23 protein-coding genes are annotated in these 23,269 nt (G+C 74.9%); 17 read left to right on the plus strand and 6 right to left on the minus strand.

Annotated elements, in window-relative coordinates:
• Positions 1–113: 113 nt before the first annotated feature.
• Positions 114–1,265 carry a uroporphyrinogen-III synthase gene (locus O2W18_RS20200; RefSeq protein WP_269189208.1) on the minus strand — a complete coding sequence of 384 codons (1,152 nt, stop codon included), beginning with the start codon at positions 1,263–1,265 and terminating at the stop codon, positions 114–116.
• Positions 1,266–1,404: 139 nt separating this feature from the next.
• Here O2W18_RS20200 and O2W18_RS20205 point away from each other — a divergent pair, with 139 nt between their 5' ends.
• The 5 genes from O2W18_RS20205 (at position 1,405) to O2W18_RS20225 (ending at position 4,437) form a co-directional block, all read left to right on the plus strand.
• Positions 1,405–1,914 (plus strand): PH domain-containing protein, encoded by a 510-nt coding sequence (locus tag O2W18_RS20205; protein WP_269189209.1) that lies wholly within the window; start codon positions 1,405–1,407, stop codon positions 1,912–1,914.
• 265 nt (positions 1,915–2,179) lie between these two features.
• On the plus strand, positions 2,180–2,827 hold the full coding sequence (infC, locus tag O2W18_RS20210; RefSeq protein WP_269171896.1) for a translation initiation factor IF-3: 648 nt from the start codon (positions 2,180–2,182) through the stop codon (positions 2,825–2,827).
• A gap of 91 nt (positions 2,828–2,918) precedes the next feature.
• Positions 2,919–3,113, plus strand: a complete 195-nt coding sequence (rpmI, locus tag O2W18_RS20215; RefSeq protein ID WP_269189210.1) for a 50S ribosomal protein L35 — start codon at positions 2,919–2,921, stop codon at positions 3,111–3,113.
• Positions 3,114–3,150: 37 nt separating this feature from the next.
• A complete protein-coding gene (gene rplT, locus O2W18_RS20220; RefSeq protein WP_166756901.1) occupies positions 3,151–3,540 on the plus strand; it encodes a 50S ribosomal protein L20 in 390 nt (129 codons plus the stop codon).
• Positions 3,541–3,642: 102 nt separating this feature from the next.
• Positions 3,643–4,437 carry a TrmH family RNA methyltransferase gene (locus O2W18_RS20225; protein ID WP_269189235.1) on the plus strand — a complete coding sequence of 265 codons (795 nt, stop codon included), beginning with the start codon at positions 3,643–3,645 and terminating at the stop codon, positions 4,435–4,437.
• 1 nt (position 4,438) lies between these two features.
• On the opposite strand, the gene O2W18_RS20230 is transcribed toward O2W18_RS20225, so the two are convergent.
• Positions 4,439–6,691 carry a diguanylate cyclase domain-containing protein gene (locus tag O2W18_RS20230; protein ID WP_269189211.1) on the minus strand — a complete coding sequence of 751 codons (2,253 nt, stop codon included), beginning with the start codon at positions 6,689–6,691 and terminating at the stop codon, positions 4,439–4,441.
• Positions 6,692–6,846: 155 nt separating this feature from the next.
• On the opposite strand from O2W18_RS20230, the gene pheS reads away from it, so the two are divergent.
• Genes pheS through O2W18_RS20245 form a run of 3 tightly spaced genes read left to right on the plus strand, consistent with a single transcriptional unit; the run spans position 6,847 to position 11,172 of the window.
• Positions 6,847–7,914 (plus strand): phenylalanine--tRNA ligase subunit alpha, encoded by a 1,068-nt coding sequence (gene pheS, locus O2W18_RS20235; protein ID WP_269189212.1) that lies wholly within the window; start codon positions 6,847–6,849, stop codon positions 7,912–7,914.
• Positions 7,911–10,373, plus strand: a complete 2,463-nt coding sequence (gene pheT, locus O2W18_RS20240; RefSeq protein WP_269189213.1) for a phenylalanine--tRNA ligase subunit beta — start codon at positions 7,911–7,913, stop codon at positions 10,371–10,373. Before pheS ends, pheT begins: the two co-directional genes overlap by 4 nt.
• Positions 10,366–11,172, plus strand: coding sequence for an SDR family NAD(P)-dependent oxidoreductase (locus tag O2W18_RS20245; RefSeq protein WP_269189214.1), 807 nt, complete (start codon positions 10,366–10,368; stop codon positions 11,170–11,172). Before pheT ends, O2W18_RS20245 begins: the two co-directional genes overlap by 8 nt.
• 15 nt (positions 11,173–11,187) lie before the next feature.
• On the opposite strand, the gene O2W18_RS20250 is transcribed toward O2W18_RS20245, so the two are convergent.
• The 4 genes from O2W18_RS20250 to O2W18_RS20265 all read right to left on the minus strand — a co-directional run bounded on the left by O2W18_RS20250 (position 11,188) and on the right by O2W18_RS20265 (position 13,523).
• Positions 11,188–11,505, minus strand: a complete 318-nt coding sequence (locus tag O2W18_RS20250) for an STAS domain-containing protein (protein WP_269189215.1) — start codon at positions 11,503–11,505, stop codon at positions 11,188–11,190.
• Positions 11,506–11,615: 110 nt separating this feature from the next.
• Positions 11,616–12,020 (minus strand): glyoxalase superfamily protein, encoded by a 405-nt coding sequence (locus O2W18_RS20255; protein ID WP_269189216.1) that lies wholly within the window; start codon positions 12,018–12,020, stop codon positions 11,616–11,618.
• Between the two features lie 55 nt (positions 12,021–12,075).
• Complete coding sequence (arr, locus tag O2W18_RS20260) at positions 12,076–12,534, minus strand: NAD(+)--rifampin ADP-ribosyltransferase (RefSeq protein ID WP_269189217.1); 459 nt, start codon at positions 12,532–12,534, stop codon at positions 12,076–12,078.
• Positions 12,535–12,641: 107 nt separating this feature from the next.
• Positions 12,642–13,523: a diacylglycerol/lipid kinase family protein gene (locus O2W18_RS20265; protein ID WP_269189218.1), complete on the minus strand. Its 882-nt coding sequence runs from the start codon at positions 13,521–13,523 to the stop codon at positions 12,642–12,644.
• Between the two features lie 128 nt (positions 13,524–13,651).
• On the opposite strand from O2W18_RS20265, the gene argC reads away from it, so the two are divergent.
• Genes argC through tyrS form a run of 9 tightly spaced genes read left to right on the plus strand, consistent with a single transcriptional unit; the run spans position 13,652 to position 22,969 of the window.
• Positions 13,652–14,692, plus strand: coding sequence for an N-acetyl-gamma-glutamyl-phosphate reductase (gene argC / locus O2W18_RS20270; protein ID WP_269189219.1), 1,041 nt, complete (start codon positions 13,652–13,654; stop codon positions 14,690–14,692).
• The gene (gene argJ / locus O2W18_RS20275; RefSeq protein ID WP_269189220.1) at positions 14,689–15,840 is read left to right on the plus strand and encodes a bifunctional glutamate N-acetyltransferase/amino-acid acetyltransferase ArgJ; all 1,152 of its coding nucleotides are present in this window, start codon (positions 14,689–14,691) and stop codon (positions 15,838–15,840) included. Before argC ends, argJ begins: the two co-directional genes overlap by 4 nt.
• Entirely contained in the window at positions 15,837–16,877 is a 1,041-nt protein-coding gene (gene argB / locus O2W18_RS20280) for an acetylglutamate kinase (protein WP_269189221.1), read from the plus strand. Before argJ ends, argB begins: the two co-directional genes overlap by 4 nt.
• On the plus strand, positions 16,874–18,064 hold the full coding sequence (locus O2W18_RS20285) for an acetylornithine transaminase (protein ID WP_269189222.1): 1,191 nt from the start codon (positions 16,874–16,876) through the stop codon (positions 18,062–18,064). The genes argB and O2W18_RS20285 overlap by 4 nt, the downstream gene beginning before the upstream one ends.
• The gene (argF, locus tag O2W18_RS20290) at positions 18,061–19,011 is read left to right on the plus strand and encodes an ornithine carbamoyltransferase (protein ID WP_269189223.1); all 951 of its coding nucleotides are present in this window, start codon (positions 18,061–18,063) and stop codon (positions 19,009–19,011) included. Before O2W18_RS20285 ends, argF begins: the two co-directional genes overlap by 4 nt.
• On the plus strand, positions 19,008–19,553 hold the full coding sequence (locus O2W18_RS20295) for an arginine repressor (protein ID WP_269189224.1): 546 nt from the start codon (positions 19,008–19,010) through the stop codon (positions 19,551–19,553). The genes argF and O2W18_RS20295 overlap by 4 nt, the downstream gene beginning before the upstream one ends.
• Entirely contained in the window at positions 19,550–20,992 is a 1,443-nt protein-coding gene (gene argH / locus O2W18_RS20300) for an argininosuccinate lyase (protein WP_269189225.1), read from the plus strand. The genes O2W18_RS20295 and argH overlap by 4 nt, the downstream gene beginning before the upstream one ends.
• Before the next feature lie 4 nt (positions 20,993–20,996).
• On the plus strand, positions 20,997–21,671 hold the full coding sequence (locus O2W18_RS20305; protein WP_269189226.1) for a DNA-3-methyladenine glycosylase: 675 nt from the start codon (positions 20,997–20,999) through the stop codon (positions 21,669–21,671).
• A complete protein-coding gene (tyrS, locus tag O2W18_RS20310) occupies positions 21,668–22,969 on the plus strand; it encodes a tyrosine--tRNA ligase (RefSeq protein ID WP_269189227.1) in 1,302 nt (433 codons plus the stop codon). The genes O2W18_RS20305 and tyrS overlap by 4 nt, the downstream gene beginning before the upstream one ends.
• The last annotated feature ends 300 nt before the right edge of the window (positions 22,970–23,269 follow it).

A 23,269-nucleotide genomic window follows, 5' to 3' on the forward strand; every position in this document is an offset into this window, starting at 1 on the left:
GGTTTCGACGACGGCGCGGTGGCGTGACCCGCACGGAACAACGGCCGCACCGGCCGCGTGCCCTCGCTGTGAGGGCGAGGACACGCGGCCGTCGCCGGACCGCGGTGGCGTGCTCAGACCGCCAGGCGGTAGCCGCGCTTGACCACGGTCTGCACGACCGGGGCGCCCAGGGCGGCGCGCAGCCGGGTCACCGCCATCTCCACGGCGTGCGCGTCGCCGCCGCCGGAGAGCTCGCCGAGCAGGTCGGCGCGGGAGACGACCACGCCGGGCCGGCGGGCCAGCGCACGCAGCACCGCCATCGGCCCGGGCGCGAGCTCCACGAGCCGGCCGTCCAGGACGGCGGCGTGCCCACGCACCTGCAGCGTGTGCGCGCCGGAGTGCAGCACCGGGTGCCGGGCCGGCAGCGCGCTGACGACCTCGCGGGCCAGCGCACCCAGCCGCGCCCGCTCGGGCTGGACCGTCCGGATGCCGGCCGCCTCGAGCGGGCCGGCGGTGACCGGCCCCACGGCCACCGGGAGCACGGCGTCGGTCAGGGCAGCGAGGACGCCGGGGTACACGCCCTCCTCCTCGGCGACCTGCAGCAGGCTGGCGGCGGCGGGGGCGCTGGTGAAGGTGACCGCGTCGACGGCGCGCGCGGCGATCACCGTGACGAGGCGGCGCAGCGGGGCGGTGTCCTCGGGCAGCACCCAGCGGTAGACCGGCACCTTGACCACCTCGGCACCGGCGCGCACCAGCCCGGAGACGAGCTCGGGCAGCGGGTCACCGTGCAGCTGGACGGCGATCCGGCGGCCGGGCAGCGGGCCCTCGGCCCCGGACAGCAGGTGCGAGAGCACCTCGGCCGAGCTCTCCGACTCCGGGGACCAGGCATCGACCAGGCCGGCCCCGCGGATCGCACCGCGGGCCTTCGGTCCCCGGGCCAGCACCCGGGCGGTGGCCAGGTGCTCACGCAGGGGCAGGTCCCAGGCCTCGGCGGCCTCCAGCCAGCCGCGGAACCCGACCCCGGTGGTGGCCACCACCAGGTCGACCGGCGCGGCGAGCACCTCCCGGGTGGCCGCGACCAGGTCGGCGTCGTCGGACAGCGGCACGATCCGGATCGCCGGGGCGTAGAGCACCCGGGCACCCCGGCGGTCCAGCAGCGCGCCCAGCTCCTCGCTGCGGCGGGCCGCGGTCACCGCGACGGTGTAGCCGGCCAGTGGCAGCAGGTCCGGCACCGGGGGCTCTCCGGCAGGGCTGGCCACGGGGTGGTCGAGCTGGCTGTCGGTCACTCGTCCATGGTGCGTCCTCGGTGTTCCATCCGTGTGACGTCCCGCCTCAGGAGTGGATGTCCCGGCCGGCTGTGCTGAGCTGGCGCCGCCCCGACCTGCACGTCTGCGCGGCGCTCTCCGGAGCGGGCAGGATGGTGACGTGCCCGCCGAGCCCACGCCCACCGACCCAGCGCCCCACCCGGTCTCCGCCGTCCCGCGCCGCCTGCGGGTGATCACCGCGATCATGGCGGCCGGCCTGGTGATCGTGATGAGCGTGGTCGCGCTGCTGCTCAAGGAGTCGACCACCGGGGTGGTGTCCTTCCGGACCTCCGACCAGGTCGCCATGGTGGGCCTCGGTCTCGCCATGGGGGCGGGCGTGCTCCTGCTGGGGCGGTCCCGGGTGGACGCCGACGCCTCCGGGGTGCGGATCCGCAACGTCGTCATCAACCACGAGGTGCCCTGGTCGGCGGTGCGCGCGGTGCGCTTCGACCAGCACTCGCCGTGGGCGAGCCTGCTGCTGAGCAACGACGACGAGGTGGCGATGGGGGCGATCCAGGCCGCCGACGGCCAGCGCGCGCTGGTCGCCGTCCGGGGGTTGCGGGCACTGCTGGCCGACCACCGGGAGCGCAACCCCGCGCCGCGCGAGGACCTGCTGTACCCCCGGGAATGACGGCGAGGGGCCGCGCGCTGTACTGTGAGCACGCCTCCCCCCGCTACATCGAGGCGCGTGAACCACAGCGGCCGCCGTCTGCAGAGACCGGCGGTCACTGACCAAAGAGGAGCCCGCTCCCACCTGGTGCCGCACAGGCGTCCAGGTCCCCGGATCGCGCAGGTCGGCCCCGGCTGGCTCGCGCGGCCGCAACAGCACCCCCGCCCCGGGGTGCCGGCTGCGGCACCCCGGCGAGTGGGCCCCGTGAGCACCAGCTCACGGGGCCTTGCTGCGTCGGCGGCCCGGGACGGGTGCGACTCCTCCCCGCAGCAGCAGAGGAGAGGCCATCACCGAGCCCCGCATCAACGACCGTATCCGCGTTCCCGAGGTCCGCCTGGTCGGACCGGAGGGCGAGCAGGTCGGCATCGTGCCGATCGGCGAAGCGCTGCGCCTGGCCCAGGACTCCGAGCTCGACCTGGTCGAGGTCGCGCCCATGGCCCGGCCTCCCGTCGTCAAGCTCATGGACTACGGGAAGTTCAAGTACGAAGCCGCGCAGAAGGCCCGTGAGGCCCGGCGGAACCAGGCGCTCACCGTCATCAAGGAGATGCGGCTGCGCCTCAAGATCGACCCGCACGACTACGAGACCAAGAAGGGCCACGTCGAGCGCTTCCTCAAGGGCGGCGACAAGGTCAAGATCACCGTGATGTTCCGCGGTCGCGAGCAGTCCCGCCCGGAGATGGGCTACAAGCTGCTGCAGCGGCTGGCCGGCGACGTCGCCGACCTCGGGGTGGTGGAGTCCAACCCCAAGCAGGACGGCCGGAACATGGTCATGGTGATCGCGCCGCATCGGAACCAGGCGGCGACCGACGACGCGCGGCGCTCCGCGAAGGCCGAGAAGCAGGCGGCATCCGAGGAGCAGGCCCCCCCGGCCTGAGCCGGGCGAGGGCCCCCGCACGACCGAGACGGCCCGCGCCAGGAGCAGCCCGCTGCTCCTGGCGCGGACAGACACGAACAAGGACGAGGACATGCCGAAGAACAAGACCCACAAGGGCGCGGCCAAGCGCATCCGCGTCACGGGCACCGGGAAGCTGGTGGCTGAGCACACGAACAACCAGCACAAGTTCGAGCACAAGTCCTCGAGCCGGAAGCGCCGTATCAGCGGCACCGCAGAGCTCTCTCCGGCGGACACCGGCCGGATGAAGAAGCTCCTCGGTCTCTGACCGTCCCTTCCCGTAACCAGCAGACAGGAGCTCTCACGTGGCACGCGTGAAGCGGGCGGTCAACGCCCAGAAGAAGCGCCGCACGACCCTCGAGGCGGCCAGCGGTTACCGCGGCCAGCGTTCGCGGCTGTACCGCAAGGCCAAGGAGCAGATCCTCCACTCGGCCACCTACAACTACCGCGACCGCAAGGTCCGCAAGGGTGACTTCCGCAAGCTGTGGATCACCCGGATCAACGCCGCGGCCCGGCAGAACGACATGACCTACAACCGGTTCATGCAGGGCCTCAAGCTCGCCGGGATCGAGCTGGACCGTCGTGTCCTGGCCGAGCTCGCCGTGAACGAGCCCGCCACCTTCGCCACCCTGGTGGAGTCCGCCCGGGCCGCGCTCGCCGCGAACCCCGAGGCGACCGGCGCCCAGGCCGCCTGAACCAGAACCACCTTCGACGCCGTCGCCGGTGGGTCCTCGTGACCCGCTGGTGACGGCGTCGTCGTCTGCGCCCACCCTGCGAGAGGAGCTCCCGTGCCCGACATGCTGACCGAGCGCTCGGCGCGGGTCGCCGGCGCCCGCAAGCTCACCCGGCGCAGCGGCCGGGACGACGCCGGGGCCTTCCTCGCCGAGGGGCGGCAGGCGGTCGGCGAGGCGCTGGCGCAGGCCGAGGCCGACCCGGGCGCCGTCCTCGAGCTGTTCGTCACCGAGGCTGCGGCGGACACCCACCGCGACCTGCTGGCGGCCGCCCGGGTGCCCGTGCACGTGGCCACCGACCGGGCGGTCGCCTCGCTGTCGGAGACCGTGACGCCGCAGGGGCTGGTCGCCGTCTGCGCGCTGCGCGACGTGCCGGCCGCGACGCTGGTGACCGACCCGCCGCGGCTGGCGGTCGCGCTGGCCGAGCTGAACGACCCCGGGAACGCCGGGACGGTGCTGCGCACCGCCGATGCCTGCGGCGCCCGCACCGTGGTGTTCGGCACCGGCTCCGCCGACCCCTACGGCGGCAAGGTGGTGCGCAGCAGCGCCGGCAGCCTGTTCCACGTCGACGTCGTGCGCAGCACGCCGCTGGCCGAACTGGTGCCGCAGGTGCAGGCCGCCGGCACGACCGTGCTGGCCGCTGACGGCGGGGGAGAGGTGGCCCTGGACGCCGCCGGGGACGCGGGACTGCTCAGCGGGCCGGTGCTGTGGCTGTTCGGGAACGAGGCCCGCGGGCTGGACCCCGCGCTGGCCGCGCTCGCCGACGCGCGGGTGCGCATCCCGATGCGCGGCCGGGCGGAGAGCCTCAACCTCTCGGTGGCCGCCTCGATCTGCCTCTACGCCACCCAGCTCGCCGAGTAGCTCACGCGCCGGCCGGGTGCTTGACGGCGTACATCCGGGCGTCCGCCCGGTGCAGCAGCGGGCCGAACTCGGCGCCGTCGTCCGGGTGGACGCTGATCCCGACGCTGGCCTGCACCTGCACGGTCCGCGTGCCGAGCGCCACCGGCTCGGTCACCGCAGCCACCAGCTGCTGGGCCACCTGACCGGCCTCCCGCAGCGCGGTCGAGGGGTCCAGCCCGAGCAGCCCGACGAGGAACTCGTCGCCCCCGAGCCGGGCGAGCAGGTCACCCCGGCGCAGCCGGCCGCGCAGCCGGTCGGCGACCGCTTGCAGCAGCTCGTCACCGGCGGCGTGGCCCAGGGCGTCGTTGACCGCCTTGAAGCCGTCGAGGTCCAGGAAGAGCAGCGCGACCGCTGAACCGTCGAGCCGGGCCTGCCACAGCGCGGACTCCATCCGCTCCTCGAAGCGGCGCCGGTTGGGCAGCGCGGTGAGCGGGTCGGTGTAGGCCAGCTCCTCGATCTGAGCCAGGTGCTGGCGGGTGCGGTCCCGCTCCCGGAGCAGCTCCCGCTCCGCGTTCACCCGGCCGGTGACGTCGGTCTGCACGCCGATGTACTGGATGACGTCGCCGGCGGCGTCGAGCACCGGGGCCAGGTGGATCTCGTTCCACCACGGCTCCCGGTCCGGCCCCCGGTGGTTGAGCAGCGTCGCCCGGAACTCCGCGCCCTCCCGGATGGCCAGCCGCATCCGGTCCACCGTGCCCGGGTCGGTGTCCTGCCCCTGCAGGAAGCGGCAGTTGCGGCCCAGCACCTCCCCGGCCGCCAGACCGGCGAGCTGCTCGAAGGCGGCGTTGACGTAGACCAGCGGCTGGTCCGGCGCCGTCATGTCCGCGATCGTGACGCCGCTGGTCGTCGCCGCCAGCGCCCGGCGCAGCAACCCCTCCTCGACGGTGCCGCCGGTCGGGCCCGCCGCGATCCTGGCGCCGGCGGCCGGCACCGCGGTCCGGTCCTCCACCGGCAGCTCCGGGGCCGGCTGCGCGGCGACCCGGGCGACCAGGGCGACAGCGGCGCGTTCCACGGTGTGGCGGTCGTAGGTGAGGGCGTACTCGTACCGGCGCTGCAGGTCCGGACCGGTGTCGCCGAGGTCGCGGGCGAGCAGCGCGGCGCTGAAGTGCGGACTGAGGACGACGACGTCCCACTCGCCGCGCACCGGGTCGTCGGCCGCCAGGTGCGCCCCGCGCACCCCGGGCACCGGCTCGATGGGGAGGTCCTCGCCCAGCGCGGCGACGAAGCCGGTGCGGGCCACCAGGTCCCGGTAGCGCAGCGACGTGGCCGGGGTGAAGTGCCGCGCCTCCTGGAAGGTGGCGGCGACCACGCAGGTCTCGCCGAGTCGCATGGCCTGGCGCTCCAGGTGCTTGCTGAGCTCGATGAGCAGCGCCTTGGGCGCCGTCCGCAGCTGGGTGCCCGGGGGCAGGCAGCTGAACGGGGAGGCCTGGGTGTCGACGGCGGCGGAGCTGCACGACGGGAGGTCGAGCCGCCCGACGGCCCGGCCCGGCGCAGCGGTGGCCGCCGGACGGCCGAAGTGCCAGCCCTGGCCGAGGCTCGCCCCGAGGGCGCGCGCCATGGCCAGGTGGGCCTCGTCCTCGATGCCCTCGGCGAGGATGAGCGCACCGGTCCGTTCGGCGTAGCCGTTGACCGCGTTCATGATCTCGGCGACCGCCGGCCCGGGCCGCTGCTGGACCAGGCGCAGGTCGAGCTTGACCACGTCCGGACGCAGCAGGGGCATGAACGCCAGGGACATCGACTCCGCCCCCACGTCGTCCAGGGCGATGCCCCAGCCCACCTCACGGACCCGCTCCACGGCGCGCAGCAGGTCCGCCGGGCGGGTCGCCAGCGCCCGCTCGGTGATCTCCACGACCACCCGCAGCCCCGCCGGGGCGCTGGTGGCGACGGCGAGCAGCTCCTCCAGCGGCGCGGAGTCCAGCACCTGCGGCTCGACGTTGACGAACACCGTCAGCGGCGGCGCGAGTTCGGCGGCCACCGCGCCGCGCAGTGCAGCCGACCGACACAGCGCGTCCAGCTCGGCGAGCCGGCCGGCCGACCGGGCGGCGGCGAAGAGGGCGTCAGGCGTGTGCAGCGGACCCTGCGGCCCCCGGGCGAGCGCCTCGTAGGCGACGACGCGGCCGGAGTCCAGTTCGACGATGGGCTGGTAGAGGCTGTGCACGCTGCCGGCGGCGAGCACCTCGTCGATCGTCGCGACGGGGGCGTGGGTCGAGGTCACGAGCTGGGGATCGGCGCCGGCGGGCCCGAACTCCTCTGGTGCGGGCGGCGATACCACCCCTGGGGGTGAGTCGTGACCGTCGTCCGGGTCGTCGCATCGCTCGCAGCCCCGACCCGGGCGCGCCGACGAGCGCCGTCCGGGCAGAATGGCCTCCCGTGTCTGGCGCCAACGACCCCTATGACCCCAAGCAGGTCGCCGCGCTGTCCGCGGAGGCTCTCGACGCCGCGGTGCACGCAGCGACCGATGCCTTCGCCGCCGCCGGTGACCTGGACGCCCTGGCGGCGGTCCGACCGGCCCACCTGGGCGATCGCGCGCCGATCCTGCTGGCCCGCCGGGAGCTCGGCGCACTGCCCCCGCACGCCCGGTCGGACGCCGGCAAGCGGGTCAACGCCGCCCGCGTCGCGGTCACCGAGGCGCACGCCGCCCGGCTGGCGGTGCTGGAGGCCGAGCGGGACGAGCGGGTCCTCGCCGAGGAGCGCGTCGACGTCACGCTGCCCTGGGACCGTGCCCTGCCCGGCGCCCGGCACCCGCTCACCACGCTGACCGACCGGATCTCCGACGTCTTCGTCGGGATGGGCTACGAGATCGCCGAGGGGCCGGAGCTCGAGGCCGAGTGGCTGAACTTCGACGCGCTGAACACCGGCCCGGACCACCCGGCACGGTCGCTGGCCGACACCTTCTTCGTCGCACCTGAGGACTCCGGGCTGGTGCTGCGCACGCACACCAGCCCGGTGCAGGCGCGCACGATGCTCGAACGCCGCCCCCCGATCTACGTGGTGGCGCCCGGCCGGGTCTACCGCACCGACGAGCTGGACGCGACGCACACCCCGGTCTTCCACCAGGTCGAGGGCCTGGCCGTCGACCGCGGCCTCACCATGGCCCACCTGCGCGGCACGCTGGACCACCTGGCCCGCCAGCTGTTCGGCGCCGACGCGCTCACCCGGTGGCGGCCGCACTTCTTCCCCTTCACCGAGCCGTCGGCGGAGTTCGACGTCTGGTTCCCCGAGCACCGGGACGGGCCGCGCTGGGTGGAGTGGGGTGGCTGCGGCATGGTCAACCCCCGGGTGCTGGTCGCCTGCGGCATCGACCCCGAGGAGTACACCGGTTTCGCCTTCGGGATGGGCATCGAGCGGGCGCTGCAGTTCCGCTCCGGGGTCGGCGACATGCGCGACATCGTCGAGGGCGACGTCCGCTTCACGAGTGCGTTCGGAGTTGAGCAGTGAAGGTCCCGATCAGCTGGCTGAGCGAGTACGTCGACATCCCCGCGGGGACGACGGTCGAGGAGCTGGACGAGGCGTTCGTCCGGCTCGGCTTCGAGGTCGAGGAGGTCCTCCGCGCGCCGGTCACCACCGGCCCGCTGGTGGTCGGCCGGGTGCTGGGGATCGAGGAGCTCACCGGCTTCAAGAAGCCGATCCGGTTCTGCCAGGTCGACGTGGGGGAGGACGCCCCCCGGGGCATCGTGTGCGGCGCCCGCAACTTCGCCGTCGACGACCTGGTCGTCGTGGCGCTGCCCGGCGCCGTGCTCCCCGGCGGCTTCGCCATCGCCGCACGGACCACCTACGACCACGTCTCCGACGGGATGATCTGCTCGGTCCGCGAGCTGGGCATCGGCGAGGACCACGCCGGCATCCTGGTGCTCGGGCAGGACGGCTTCGCCCCCGGGACGCCGGCCGCCGGCGTGCTGGGGCTGGACGACGTCGTCTTCGACCTCGAGGTCACGCCCGACCGCGGCTACGCGATGAGCCTGCGGGGGATCGCCCGGGACCTGGCCGGCGCCCTGGGCGTCGACTGGCGCGACCCGGCCGCCCTCACGCCCCCGGCGTGGTCCGGTGAGCCGGGCTGGGCCGTCGAGGTCGCCGACCCGGCCCGCTGCGACCGGTTCTCGATGCTGGCGATGGAGGGGCTCGACCCGGCCGCCCCCAGCCCGTGGGAGCTTCGCCGGCGGCTGGCCCAGTGCGGCATCCGCAGCATCTCCCTCGCCGTCGACGTCACCAACATCGTGATGCTCGAGCTCGGCCAGCCGATGCACGCCTTCGACCGCGCCACCGTCACCGGGCCGATCACGGTGCGGCGGGCGAGCGCCGGCGAGCGGCTGACCACCCTGGACGGCGTCGACCGCGCGCTCACCAGCGACGACCTGCTGATCGCCGACGAGTCGGGGCCGATCGGGCTGGCCGGGGTGATGGGCGGCGCCTCGACCGAGATCGGCGCGAGCACCACCGCGGTGCTGCTGGAGGCCGCGCACTGGGAGCCGGCCGGCATCGGTCGCGGGGTGCGCCGGCACAAGCTGCCCAGCGAGGCGGCCAAGCGCTTCGAGCGGGGCACCGACCCCGACGTCACCGTCGTGGCGCTCGCCCGGGCCGCGGCGCTGCTGGCCGAGCACGGCGGCGCCCACGTCGTCGGCGCGCCCGTCGACCTGGACGTGCGCCGCCCGCGCCCGGCGATCGCGCTGGACGCCGGCCGGCCCGGCCGGATCGCCGGCGTGGCGTACCCGCCGTCGCAGGTGGTGGAGGTGCTGCAGGCCATCGGCGCCACGGTCGAGGGCGACGGCCAGCAGCTGCAGGTCACCCCGCCGTCCTGGCGAGGTGACCTCACCGACCCGGCCGACCTGGTCGAGGAGGTGGTGCGCTACCTCGGGTTCGACGAGATCCCCTCCGTGCTGCCGACCGCGCCGCCGGGCCGCGGGCTCACCGAGCGCCAGCGCCGCCGGCGCAGCATCGGTCGCGCCCTGGCCGACGCCGGGTACGTCGAGGCGCCGTCCTACCCGTTCGTGGGGGAGGCGCAGCTCGATGCCCTCGGGCTGCCCGCGGACGACGCCCGGCGGCAGCTGATCACGCTGCGCAACCCGCTGTCGGAGGAGGCCCCGGCGATGCGGACGACGCTGCTGCCCGGCCTGCTCGGCACCCTCGCGCGCAACCTGGCCCGCGGTCAGCGGGACGTGGCCGTCTTCGAGCACGGTGCGGTCTTCCCGGGGGGCCCGCGCACGCAGGCCCCGGTGCCCGGCGTCGACCGGCGCCCCGACGACGACGTCCTGGCCGCGCTGCTCGGCGCGGTGCCCGAGCAGCCCTGGCACGTGGGCGTGGTGCTGGCCGGGAACGTCGAACCGCGCGGCTGGTGGGGGCCGGGCCGGCCGGGCACCTGGGCCGACGCCGTCCAGGCCGCGCGCACCGTGGCCGCCGCGGCCGGTGTCGAGCTGACCGTGCGGGCTGGTGAGCTGGCGCCCTGGCACCCGGGCCGCTGCGCCGAGCTGCTGGTGGGTGACCGGGTGGTCGGCCACGCCGGTGAGCTGCACCCGCGGGTGTGTGCGGCGCTGGACCTCCCGGCGCGCACCTGCGCCATGGAGCTCGACGTCGACGCGCTGCCTGCGGCCCCGGTGGCCGTCGGGCCGCACGTCTCGACCTTCCCCCCGGTGCTGGTCGACCTGGCGCTGGTGGTCGCGGACGCCGTCCCGGCCGCCGACGTCGAGGCGGCGCTGCGGGAGGGCGCGGGTGAGCTGCTGGAGGTGCTGCGGCTCTTCGACGTCTACACCGGTGCGCCGGTGCCGGCCGGGTCGCGGTCGCTGGCGTACGCGCTGACGCTGCGCGCGCCGGATCGAACACTGACCGGTGAGGAGGCGAACGCGGCCCGCGACGCCGCGATCGCCGTCGCCGTGGCGCGGACCGGGGCGGCGCTCCGTGCATGACCTGACGGGCACGGTCGCGCTGGTCACCGGGGCGTCGGCCGGTATCGGCCGGTACCTGGCGCAGGGGCTGGCCGAGCGCGGCGCGACCGTGGCCGGCCTGGCCCGTTCGGCCGACCGGCTGCACGGGGCGATGGCCGAGGTCGCCGACGCCACCGGTGCCCGCACCCTGGCGGTGGCCGCCGACGTCAGCGACCCCGATGCCGTGCAGGCCGCGGTCACCCAGGTGGTCGCGGAGCTCGGCACGGTCACCCTGCTGGTCAACAACGCCGGCCTCATCGACGCCGCCGAGGTGCCGCTGTGGGAGGCCGACCCCGACCAGTGGTGGCAGGTCGTGGAGAGCCAGGTGCGGGGGCCGTTCCTGGTCGCCCGCGCCGTCGTCCCCGGGATGATCGCCGCCGGCGGTGGCCGGGTGATCGGGTTGGCCAGCGGCCTGGGCACCCGGGGGAGCGACGTCTACAGCGCCTACTCGGCCGGCAAGACGGCGCAGATGCGGATCACCGAGGCGATCGACCTGGCCGGCGCCGAGCACGGCGTGCGCGCGTTCGACCTCGCGCCGGGCGTGATCGACACCGAGATGACCCGGGCGATGCCGACGCACGCCGGGCGCACCGAGTGGACCCGCCCGGAGGACGTCGTGGCGCTCGCCCTGGCGATCGCCGCGGGTGAGCTGGACCAGTGGTCGGGGCGCTTCTTCCGGGCGGGCGCCGACGACCTCGAGGCGCTGCGCGCCACTACGCCGGCAGGCGCCGCCCGCCGGCTGCGGTTGCGGCCCTACGGCTCCGAGGACCCGATCGGCTGAGCCCGCCCACCGCGGTCAGCAGACCGCGGTGAACAGCACGGCCGCGCCGGTCATCTCGAGCATCCGGCGGACCATGGGGGAGGGGCGGCGGAGCTCGGGCAGCCCCCCGGCCCGGCGGGCGTGCTCGGTCTCCCGCACCAGCAGCCGCAGTGCCCGGCCGTCCAGGAACGTGGCCCCGGACAGGTCGACGGCACCCGCCCCGGGGGTGCGGGGCCCGCCGGCGTCCCAGGCCTCGACCACCAGGCTGTCGACCTCCCCGCACAGCCGGAGCACGGTCACGCCGTCCTCCTCGACCAGGTCGATCCCGCCGGACAGCTGCTGGACGTCGCGCATGGCGGTGTTCCTCCCCCTGCCCGGCGTCGATCGCCGGGGCAGGGGGGACTCTGCACGGCCCTGCTGACAGAACACCCTCAGCAGTCCGAGGACCGGCTGTGCGGCGACCGTCAGCCGGCCGCCTCCTCGACGACCCAGATCGTGTTGCCGTCAGGGTCACGGACCGCGAAGAGCAGCGGCGCGCCGGGCACCCGGGTCGGTGCCGGGTCGACGTCGACGTCGCCGCGGTCGGCGAGCCGCCGGTGCTCGGCGAGCACGTCGGTCGACTCGACCCCGACGGAGCCGCCGCCGGGGGAGCCGCCCATCGGCGGGTTCAGCGCCAGCCGCGCGGAGGAGCCGGGCGGGGCGACCTCCAGCCAGCGGTCGGTGCCGTCCTCGCCGAAGCGGTCGTCGCCGCGCACCTCGAAGCCGAGCACCTCGGTGTAGAAGGCCCGGGCGGCGTCCTGGTCGCGGACGGAGAACATCGTGACGGCGAGCTGGGTCAGGGTGGTGGTCTGGTGCTGGGTCTGTGTCATGCCGGTCAGACCGGTGGCGCGGGCCCGACTCATCGGTGGACGGACGCGACGACCATCAGTCCTCGATGAGGTCCCGGCCCTCCGCCCGCAACAGCGCCAGGTGGTCCAGCATCCCCTGCAGCGCCTCCGGGTCGTGCCCCTGCCAGCTGTCCAGCTCGCTGACGACGCGCACCGGGTGGCGGGTCCGGTAGGACCGGGTGGGGTTGCCCGGGAACCGCTTGTCGGTCACGTTCGGGTCGTCCTGGAACGGGCCCAGGGGCTCCACGACGTAGATGCGTCCCGGCTCCCCGGTGCCGGCGAGTGCGGCCGCCAGCTCCGCGCCCCAGGCGGCGGTGTCCACGAGCGCGGTGAAGTAGACGTGGTTGGACACCCGGCCCTCCTGGAAGTTCGAGCCGTGGCCGGGGACCAGCTCGACACCGGGTGCCAGGGCGGCCCGGGTCCCGTGGAAGAAGGGGCCCTGGACGTGCCCGCAGCTGTCGTAGGTCGCGGGGACGGGGAGGTCGCTCTCGTCCATGGCCGGATCTCCTCGGGGCTGGTCTCGGTCGGCTGCTGAGGAACAGCCTGTCGCAGATCCGCCGGCCCGCGGGCGCCGTCACCTCCTCGCCCCTCGGGCACCCCGCGTCAGAACACGGTGGCCAGCGCCCGTGGCGCGATGTCGACCGAGATCTCGGTGTCGGCCTCCAGCTCCACCAGCTCACCGTCCAGCTGCAGGGGCATGGGCACCAGGGTGGTGAAGGTGTAGTGGGTCACGCTCGGCTGCTTGCCCAGCCCGCGAGTGGCGGCCCGCAGCGCGGTGGCCAGGACCTCCAGCTTGCCGGTCCGCCGCTGGGCGATCACCTCGAAGCGGCCGTCGTCGGGGCGGGTGCCCTCGCTGAGCCGGGCCACCTTGGCCATCTGCGCGATGTTGGCGAAGAGCAGGCTGTCGACGGTGCGCTCCTCCCCGTCCTCCATCCGGATGGGGAAGGGCCGGAAGCGGGTGAAGCCGCGGATCACCGAGAGCGCCTCCCGCCACGACCCCTTGCCGCCCTTCTCCAGGTCGACGGCGATCACCGGGGTGACCCCCACGCCGATGTAGGAGTGGGCGTACCGCACCCGGGCGTCGGCGCCGCTGCCCAGGGTCAGCCGCAGCAGGTCGATCCGGCGGACGTCGCCGGCCACGATCGCGTCGGCCAGGTGGTGCTCGCGCGTCGTCCGGCGGTGGTCGTTGGCGTTGCCGGCCGCCCGCACCGCGCAGACCGCGTCGGGGTTGCCCGCCTGCATCACCCCGTCGACGACCTCGTTGTAGCCGCCGTCCCCGCTCACCGAGACGAGCAGCGGCCGCCCCGTGGCCGCGGCCTCCCGACCCAGCTCGCGGGCGTGGCCGGCGCGCTGGGTCGGGCACAGCGCCACGGGGACGTCGGGGAGCCGCCGGGCCAGCTCGGCGTGCAGCTGTTCGGCCGACCCCGCTGCCTCGCCGGTGCTGTGCGGGTTGAAGATGACGACGATCCGGTCGAACGGGCTCACAGGTGACGGCCTCCTCGGCATGGTCGGGCACGGCTTGCCCGCTGGGACCCTGCCCGAGAACCCCGCTCCGCACGCACCGGCCCACCACGCACTGCACGGTCATGCACGCTCGGGTATGGTCATGCACCGTGAACAGCCAACGGACGTGGACGGTCGGGGTCACCGGCGCCACCGGGTACGCGGGGGGTGAGGTGTGCCGGCTGCTGGCCGGGCACCCGAACCTCCGGCTGACCGGGGTGCATGCCAACTCGAGCGCCGGCCGACGCCTGGGCGAGCTGCAGCCGCACCTGCTGCCCTACGCCGACCTGGAGGTCCAGGGCAGCGACGCGGCCGCGCTGGCCGGCTACGACGTCGTCGTGCTGGCCCTGCCGCACGGGGAGTCCGCGGCGATCGCGGCCCAGCTGCCCGCCGACACCCTGGTCATCGACTGCGGCGCCGACCACCGGCTCAACGACCCGGCCGCCTGGGCCCGCTGGTACGGCGGAGAGCACGCCGGCCACTGGCCCTACGGCCTGCCCGAGCTCCCCGGCCAGCGTGAGCAGCTCGCCGGTGCCCGCCGGATCGCTGTCCCCGGCTGCTACCCGACATCGGTCACCCTGGCCATGGCCCCGGCGCTCGCCGCCGGGCTGGTCACGCCGGACGTCGTGGTGGTCGCCGCCAGCGGCACCTCCGGAGCCGGAAAGAGCGCCAAGACCCACCTGCTCGGCAGCGAGGTGATGGGCTCGGCCAGCGCCTACGGCGTCGGTGGCGTCCACCGGCACACCCCGGAGATGGTGCAGAACCTGGCGCAGGCGGCCGGGGAGCCGGTCCGGATCAGCTTCACCCCGACGCTGGTGCCGATGAGCCGGGGCATCCTGGCCACCTGCTCAGCCCCGCTGGCCGACGGCGTGGACGCCGACCGGGCGCGCGCCGCCTACCAGGAGGCCTACGGCGACGAGCCGTTCGTGCACCTGCTGCCGGAGGGCCAGTGGCCCACCACCGCTGCGGTGCTCGGTGCGAACACGGTGCAGCTGCAGGTCGCGATCGACCCGGATGCCGGTCGCCTGGTCGTGGTGGCCGCCGTGGACAACCTGACCAAGGGCACGGCCGGAGCCGCCCTCCAGTGCGCCAACCTGGCCCTCGGCCTCCCTGAGACCACAGGTCTCCCGACCGTCGGAGTAGCACCGTGAGCGTCACCGCCCCCCAGGGCTTCCGGGCGGCCGGGGTCGCCGCCGGGCTCAAGTCCAGCGGTGCACCGGACGTCGCACTGGTCGTCAACGACGGGCCGGACGACGCCGCGGCGGCCGTCTTCACCACCAACCGCTTCCCGGCCGCCCCCGTGCTGTGGAGCCGCCAGGTGCTCGCCGACCACCGGCTGCGCGCGGTCGTGCTGAACTCCGGCGGCGCCAACGCCTGCACCGGCCCCGACGGCTTCGCGGACACCCACGTCACCGCCGAGCGCGTCGCGGCCGAGCTGGGCATCGGTGCGGTCGACGTCGCCGTGGCCTCCACCGGCCTGATCGGGGTCCGGCTGCCGATGGACGCCCTCCTCGCCGGGGTCGGCGCCGCGGTCGCGGGGCTGTCCGCCGACGGCGGCCCCGACGCGGCCCGGGCGATCATGACCACCGACTCGGTGCCGAAGACGACGGTGCAGACCGGGGACGGGTGGACGATCGGCGGGATGGCGAAGGGCGCGGGCATGCTCGCCCCCTCGCTGGCCACGATGCTCGTCGTCCTCACCACCGACGCCGTCGTGCCGGCCGAGGTCCTCCAGCCCGCGCTGCGGGCGGCGACCAGCGTCAGCGTCGAGCGGGTCGACTCCGACGGCTGCCTGTCCACCAACGACACGGTGATCGTGCTGGCCAACGGCGCCAGCGGGGTCACGCCCAGCGCGGAGGAGTTCACCGCCGCGCTCACCGCGGCCGCGACCGACCTGGCGATGCAGCTCCTCGCCGACGCAGAGGGCTCGACCAAGGACATCGCGATCACCGTCCGCAACGCGGCCAGCGTCGCCGACGCGGTGACCGCCGGCCGGGCCTGCGCCCGCAACAACCTGCTCAAGACCGCGCTGTTCGGCAACGACCCCAACTGGGGTCGGGTGCTGGCCGCGATCGGGACCACCGACGCGGCGTTCGAGCCCGACCAGGTGGACGTGACGATCAACGGCGTCACGGTCTGCCGCAACGGGGCGATCGGTGACCCGCGCGAGGGCGTCGACCTGTCCGGCCGGGCGATCAGCATCGACGTCGACCTGCGCGCCGGCAGCGAGCAGGCCACGATCTGGACGAACGACCTGTCCCTCGCCTACGTCCACGAGAACTCGGCCTACTCGACATGACCAGTGACCTGAGCAGCAACGACGCCCCGCAGGACCCCACGCCGCCCGACGTCGCCCCCGACCTCGCCACCCCGCCGGCCCGGCGCTCGGTGGGCAGCCCCCGGGTCATGCGCACGCACGATCCCGAGGGCGATGCGCGCAAGGTCGCCGTCCTGACCGGCGCCCTGCCGTGGCTGCGCGAGTTCCACGGCCGCGTCGTGGTGGTCAAGTACGGCGGGCACGCCATGGTCGACGAGCAGTGCCGGCACGCCTTCGCCGAGGACATGGTGTTCCTGCGGACCTGCGGGATCCTGCCGGTCGTCGTGCACGGCGGCGGCCCGCAGATCAACGGCATGCTCGGCCGGTTGGGGATCGAGAGCGAGTTCCGCGGCGGGCTGCGGGTCACCACCGAGGAGACGATCGACGTCGTCCGGATGGTGCTGACCGGGCAGGTCGGCCCCGAGGTGGTCGGCCTGATCAACTCCTACGGGCCGCTGGCCGTCGGGCTGTCCGGTGAGGACGGCGGGCTGTTCACCGCCGAGCGGACGCACGCCATGGTCAACGGCGAGCCGGTGGACGTCGGGCTCGTCGGCGACGTCGTCGCGGTCGACCCCGCACCGGTCACCGCGCTGCTCGAGGCCGGGCACATCCCGGTCGTCGCCACCGTTGCCCCGGACGCCTCCGGGCAGGTGCACAACGTCAACGCCGACACCGCCGCCGCGGCGCTGGCCGTCGCCCTGGGCGCGGTCAAGCTCGTCGTGCTCACCGACGTCGAGGGCCTCTACGCCAACTGGCCCGACCGCGACTCGCTGGTCCAGAAGATCGATGCCACCGAGCTGGCCGAGATCCTCCCGACCCTGGACGCCGGGATGATCCCGAAGATGGCCGCCTGCCTGCGGGCGGTCGAGGGCGGGGTGCGCCGGGCCACCGTCATCGACGGGCGGCTGCCGCACGCCCTGCTGCTGGAGACCTTCACCACCGAGGGCACCGGGACGATGGTCGTCCCGGCCGGTACCGACACCACATCACCGACACCGGAGGGAGTGACCGCACCATGACGCACACCGAGGAGCTGGCCACCCGCTGGTCGGCCGTGATGATGGGCAACTACAAGACCCCGCCGGTGGCGCTGGCCCGCGGCGCGGGCGCGACCGTCTGGGACGTCGACGGCAAGCAGTACACCGACCTGCTCGGCGGGATCGCCACCACGATCCTCGGCCACGCCCACCCGGCGGTCGTGCACGCGATCACCGCCCAGGCGCAGCTGCTCGGCCACGTGTCCAACCTGGCCATGCACGAGCCGGGGGTGCTGCTGGCCGAGCGGCTGCTGGAGCTCGCCGGCCGGCCGGGCCGGGTCTTCTTCTGCAACTCCGGCGCCGAGGCCAACGAGGCCGCCTTCAAGCTCAGCCGGCTCACCGGGCGGCCCGAGGTGGTCACCGCGATCGGCTCCTTCCACGGCCGCACCATGGGGTCCCTCGCGCTCACCGGGCAGCCGGCCAAGGCGGCGGCGTTCGCGCCGTTGCCCGGCGGGGTGCAGCACGTCCCGTACGGGGACGTCGACGCACTGTCGACGACCGTGGGCGAGCAGACCGCGATGGTGCTGCTGGAGCCGATGCTGGGGGAGGGCGGCGTGCTGCCGGCCCCGCCCGGCTACCTCGCCGCCGCCGCGGAGACCGCCCGTTCCGCCGGGGCGCTGTTCGCCGTCGACGAGGTGCAGACCGGCACCGGGCGTACCGGTCAGTGGTTCGCCCACCAGGCCGACGGCCTGCAGCCCGACGTCGTGACCCTGGCCAAGGCCCTCGGCGGCGGCCTGCCGCTGGGCGCCACCCTGGCCTTCGGTGCGGCCGCGGACCTGATGACCGCCGGCTCGCACGGCTCCACGTTCGGCGGCAACCCGATCGTCGCCGCCGCCGCGCTGGCCGTGCTGGACACGATCCGCGACGAGGGGCTGCTGGAGCGGGCCAAGGAGATCGAGCACCGGGTCGCCGCCGGCGTCGACGCGCTCGGCCACCCGGCCATCAGCGGCGTCCGGGGCCGCGGTGCGCTGCTCGGCGTCGTCCTCACCGCGCCGGTCGCCGCCGCGGTCGAGACCCACCTGCGGGCCGCCGGCTTCCTCACCAACGGCGTGGCCGCCGACGTCGTCCGGCTGGCGCCGCCGCTGGTCGTCACCGACGCCCAGCTCGACGCGTTCGTCACCGCCCTCCCCGCCGCACTGGACGCCGCCCTCCGGGACGCGGACCGGTGACGGTCCGGCACCTCACCCGGGACGACGACCTCACCCCAGCGGAGCAGACCGAGGTCCTCGCGCTGGCCGCCCAGCTGAAGGCCGACCGGCACACCGCCGCTGCGCCGACACCGCTGCGCGCGGCCAACGGCACGCAGCGCACCGTCGCGGTGCTGTTCGACAAGCCCTCGACCCGCACCCGGCTCTCCTTCGCCGTCGGGGTCACCGAGCTCGGCGGGCAGCCGCTGGTCATCGACGGCGCGGTCAGCCAGCTGGGCCGCGGGGAGTCGGTGGAGGACACCACCCGGGTGCTCGACCGGCAGGTCGCGGCGATCGTCTGGCGGACCTCGGGTCAGGAGCGGATGGACGCCATGGCGGCGGTCAGCCGGGTCCCGGTGGTCAACGCGCTGACCGACACGTTCCACCCGTGCCAGGTGCTCGCCGACCTGCAGACGGTGCTCGAACGGCGCACGCAGCTGGCCGGGCTGACGCTCAGCTACCTCGGCGACGGCGCCAACAACATGGCGCACTCCTACCTGCTGGGCGGTGCCCTGGCCGGGATGCACGTGCGGATCGGCTCGCCGGACGCCTTCCAGCCCGATCCGGCGGTGCTCACCCGGGCCGGGCAGATCGCGGGGGAGACCGGCGGGTCGGTGCAGTGGACGGCCGACCCGGTCGCCGCCGCCGACGGTGCCGACGTGCTGGCCACGGACGCCTGGGTGTCGATGGGCCAGGAGTCCGAGCACGCCGCCCGGACCGGCCCCTTCGTGCCGTACGCCGTCGACGAGCAGGCCCTGGACCGGGCCGCCGACGACGCCGTCGTGCTGCACTGCCTGCCGGCCTACCGCGGCAAGGAGATCGCCGCCTCGGTCATCGACGGGCCGCAGAGTGCCGTGTGGGACGAGGCGGAGAACCGGCTGCACGCGCAGAAGGCGCTGCTGCTGTGGTTGCTGGAACGGTCGCAGTGACCACGGCGCTGACCCGCTCGGCCCGGCACGCCCGGATCGCCGAGCTGATCACCGCCGGCCCGGTGACCTCGCAGACCCAGCTGGCCCGCCTGCTGGCCGAGTCCGGGGTCGACGTCACCCAGGCGACGCTCTCCCGCGACCTCGAGGAGCTCGGCGCGGTCAAGCTGCGCGGGTCCGACGGGGCGCCGGCCTCCTACGTGCTGCCGCCGGAGAACGCCCCGCTGCGCCCGGCGCAGTCGGCACCGGCCCGGCTGACCAGGCTGCTGGCCGACCTGCTCACCAGCGCCGAGGGCAGCGCGAACCTGGCCGTCGTCCGCACGCCACCGGGCGCGGCCCAGTTCCTCGCCTCCGGCCTGGACAAGGTCGGGCTGCCCGACGTCCTGGGCACCATCGCCGGGGACGACACTCTGATGGTCGTCTCCCGCGACCCCCACGGGGGGCCCGCGCTCGCCGCCCGGCTGCGCGCGCTCGCCGAGCGCGCCCGGCCGGCGCACGGGGACGACACCGACCTGCAGGCCGACGTGGAAGAGAGCACAGAGTGACCGAGGGCAACGCCGGCAGCCAGACCCGACTCTGGGGCGGCCGGTTCGGCGGCGGCCCGTCACCGGCGATGGCGGCGCTGTCGAAGTCCACCGACGTCGACTGGCGGCTGGCGCCCTACGACCTGGCCAGCTCCCGGGCACACGCCCGCGTGCTGGAGCGGGCCGGGCTGCTGACCGTCGACGAACTGGCCAGGATGATCGGTGCGCTCACCGAGCTGTCCGCCGAGGTCGCCGACGGCACGTTCGCGCCGATCGAGGCCGACGAGGACGTGCACGAGGCGCTCGAGCGCGGCCTGCTGGAGAAGCTGGGCCCGCTCGGCGGCAAGCTGCGCGCCGGCCGCAGCCGCAACGACCAGGTCGCCACCGACCTGCGGCTGTACCTGCGGCACAACGTGCGCAGGCTGGTCGGCGAGCTCGCCGCGCTGGAGAACGCCCTCGTCGGGCTGGCCCTGCGCTACCGCGACGTCGCGGCACCGGGGATGACCCACCTGCAGCACGCCCAGCCGGTGCTCATCGCCCACCAGTTGCTCGCCCACGCCCACTCGGTGTCCCGCGACGTCGACCGGCTGCTGGACTGGGACCGGCGGTCGGCGGTCAGCCCGCTCGGCGCCGGCGCGCTGGCCGGCTCCTCCCTGGCGCTGGACCCCGACGCCGTCGCCGCGGAGCTGGGCTTCGACCGGGCCGCCGACAACAGCATCGACGCGGTCAGCGACCGCGACTTCGCCGCGGAGTTCTGCTTCGTCGCGGCCCTGCTCGGCGTGCACCTGTCCCGGCTGGGGGAGGAGGTCGTGCTCTGGACGTCGACCGAGTTCGGCTGGGCCCGCCTCGACGACGCCTGGGCGACCGGGTCGTCGATCATGCCGCAGAAGAAGAACCCGGACATCGCCGAGCTGGCCCGGGGCAAGGCCGGCCGCTTCGTCGGCAACCTCACCGGTCTGCTGACCATGCTGAAGGGCCTCCCGCTGGCCTACGACCGCGACCTGCAGGAGGACAAGGAGCCGGTCTTCGACTCCGTCGAGCAGCTGCTCCTGCTGCTGCCCGCGGTCACCGGGATGGTCGCCACCCTGACGCTGCGCCCGGAGGTGATCGAGGCCGCCGCTCCACAGGGCTTCGCCCTGGCCACCGACGTCGCCGAGTGGCTGGTGTCCAACGGCGTCCCGTTCCGGTCCGCGCACGAGATCAGCGGCGCGATGGTCGCCTTCTGCGAGGACGCCGGCCTCGAGCTCGACGAGCTGGACGACGACCAGCTCGCCGCCATCGACGAGCGGCTCACCCCGGAGGTGCGCTCGGTGCTCACCGTGCCCGGTGCGCTGGCGGCCCGGCGGGCCCGCGGCGGGACGGCGCCGGAGCGGGTGGCCGAACAGCTCGGGACGCTCACCGAGCTGGCCCGGCAGCACACCGAGTGGGCGTCGTGGTCGCCGGTGGCCGGGGCCCTCTAGCCCCGTGGCCGCCGACCTCCCGTCGTCCGACCGGCCCGGGCCGGGGCCGCTCCTCACCGAGGACGCCCTGCTCGGGCCGGTCGACGAGGTGGGCCGCTCGCTGCTGGGCTGCTGGGTGGTGACCGACCGCCCCGACGGCCGGGTCGCGCTCCGGCTCACCGAGGTCGAGGCGTACTCGGGGCAGGGGGAGGACCCGGCGTCCCACGCCCACCGGGGACCGACGCCGCGGGCGGAGATCATGTTCGGTCCGCCCGGCCGGCTGTACGTGTACTTCAGCTACGGCGTGCACTGGTGCGCCAACGTCGTCGTCGGCCCGGCCGGTCGCGGCTCGGCGGTCCTGATGCGCGCCGGTGAGGTGCTGGTGGGGGAGTCGCTCGCGGCCTCCCGGCGCCCGGCCGCGCGGGTGCCGCGGGACCTGGCGCGTGGCCCGGCCCGGCTGACCCAGGCGCTGGCGATCGGCCCCGACGACCGGGGGACGGACCTGTTGGACCCCGCGTCACCCGTGCGCCTGCACGCCGGTGCCCCGCCGGCGGGCACCTCGGCCGGTCCCCGGGTCGGGATCAGCGTGGCGACCGAGCTGCCGTGGCGGTTCTGGGAGACCGACGCCCCCTCGGTGAGCGTCTTCCGGGCAGGCGGGAAGCCGCGGCGCCGGGGCCCCAGGCAGGATGGACGACCGTGACCTCTGCGCATTCCGTGATCGACGAGCTGCACCGCCGCGGGCTGATCGCCCAGAGCACCGACGAGGACGCCCTGCGCGCCCACCTCGCGGAGGGGCCGGTCACCTTCTACTGCGGCTTCGACCCGACCGCGGCGAGCCTGCACGTCGGCCACCTCATCCAGTTCATGGTGCTGCGGGCCCTGCAGCGAGCCGGGCACCAGCCGATCGTGCTGGTCGGCGGGGCGACCGGGCTGATCGGCGACCCCCGTCCGTCGTCCGAGCGGCAGCTGAACGACCCCGCGCAGGTGGCGACCTGGGTGGACGGGATCCGCCGCCGGGTGGCGCCCTTCCTCGACCTCCCCGCGGCCGAGCAGGGGCTGCGCGAGCCGATCTACGTGGACAACCTCGACTGGACGTCGCCGCTGTCGGCGATCGACTTCCTCCGCGACCTCGGCAAGCACTTCCGGGTCAACCGGATGCTGGCCAAGGAGGCGGTCTCCGCCCGGCTGAACTCCGACGCCGGGATCAGCTACACCGAGTTCAGCTACCAGATCCTGCAGGCCAACGACTTCCGGGAGCTGTTCCGCCGGCACGGCTGCACGCTGCAGAGCGGGGGCTCCGACCAGTGGGGGAACATCACCGCCGGCGCCGACCTGGTGCGGCGCACCGAGGGGGCGTCGGCCCACGCGCTGGCCACTCCGCTGATCACCACGGCCGACGGGAAGAAGATCGGCAAGACCGAGGGCGCCACGATCTGGCTGGACCCCGAGCACACCAGCCCGTACGCGTTCTTCCAGTACTGGCTCAACGTCGACGACGTCGACGCGCGGGCCTGGCTGCCGCTGTTCTCCGAGCGCCCGGCCGAGGAGGTGGCGGCGCTGATCGCGGAGTCCGAGGAACGTCCGGCGTCCCGGGCGCCGCAGCGCGCCCTGGCCGAGGAACTCACCCGGCTGGTGCACGGTCCTGCGGAGCTGGCCCAGGCAGAGGCCGCCGGCCGGGCCCTCTTCGGCCGGGCCGAGCTCTCCGAGCTGGACCCGCAGACCCTGGCCGCCGCGCTGACCGAGGCCGGCGCCGTGGAGGTCGACGCTCCCGTGCTGTCGGTGGCCGTCCTGCTCCAGCGGGCGGGGCTGGCGTCGTCGTTGACCGACGCCCGGCGCACGGTCAAGGAGGGCGGGGCCTACGTCAACAACGTCCGGGTCGGCGACCCGGACGCGGTGCCGGCCCCGGGGGACTGGCTGCCCGGCGGGTGGCTCGTGCTCCGCAAGGGCAAGCGCTCGGTGGCCGGCGTGCACTGCCCGGGAGCCGGTCGGGCCACCTGACCTGGGCCGTTCCCGGCACCGCCGCACGGTCGCCGGCCGCGTGTGAACGCCGGGTGACGGCGACGTTCCAGCCAGGTGGCGGGCGTCACTCGGTCCGGGTTTGACACGTCCCGCGGAGCCACGTAACTTTCTCTTTGCGCCGGGAACGACCGCGAGGCCGGGACCGGGCGCCGAGCAGGACAACACAAGCCGGAGACGAAGACCTGAGAGGGTCTGGTTCGCCGCGCGTCCGCTCCTTGAGAACTCAACAGCGTGCCGAAAGTCAGTGCCAAGTAACAAATCCCCCTTCGGCGTCTTCGG

Origin of the sequence: Modestobacter sp. VKM Ac-2983 (genome assembly GCF_026967885.1) — a bacterium.
Lineage (GTDB): Bacteria > Actinomycetota > Actinomycetes > Mycobacteriales > Geodermatophilaceae > Modestobacter.

Coding starts and splice junctions, on each gene's coding strand:
- rpmI (WP_269189210.1), top strand. CDS start 2,919: ATGCCGAAGAACAAGACCCACAAGGGCGCGGCCAAGCGCATCCGCGTC.
- O2W18_RS20225 (WP_269189235.1), top strand. CDS start 3,643: ATGCTGACCGAGCGCTCGGCGCGGGTCGCCGGCGCCCGCAAGCTCACC.
- O2W18_RS20250 (WP_269189215.1), bottom strand. CDS start 11,505: ATGCGCGACGTCCAGCAGCTGTCCGGCGGGATCGACCTGGTCGAGGAG.
- O2W18_RS20255 (WP_269189216.1), bottom strand. CDS start 12,020: ATGACACAGACCCAGCACCAGACCACCACCCTGACCCAGCTCGCCGTC.
- arr (WP_269189217.1), bottom strand. CDS start 12,534: ATGGACGAGAGCGACCTCCCCGTCCCCGCGACCTACGACAGCTGCGGG.
- argB (WP_269189221.1), top strand. CDS start 15,837: ATGACCAGTGACCTGAGCAGCAACGACGCCCCGCAGGACCCCACGCCG.
- O2W18_RS20285 (WP_269189222.1), top strand. CDS start 16,874: ATGACGCACACCGAGGAGCTGGCCACCCGCTGGTCGGCCGTGATGATG.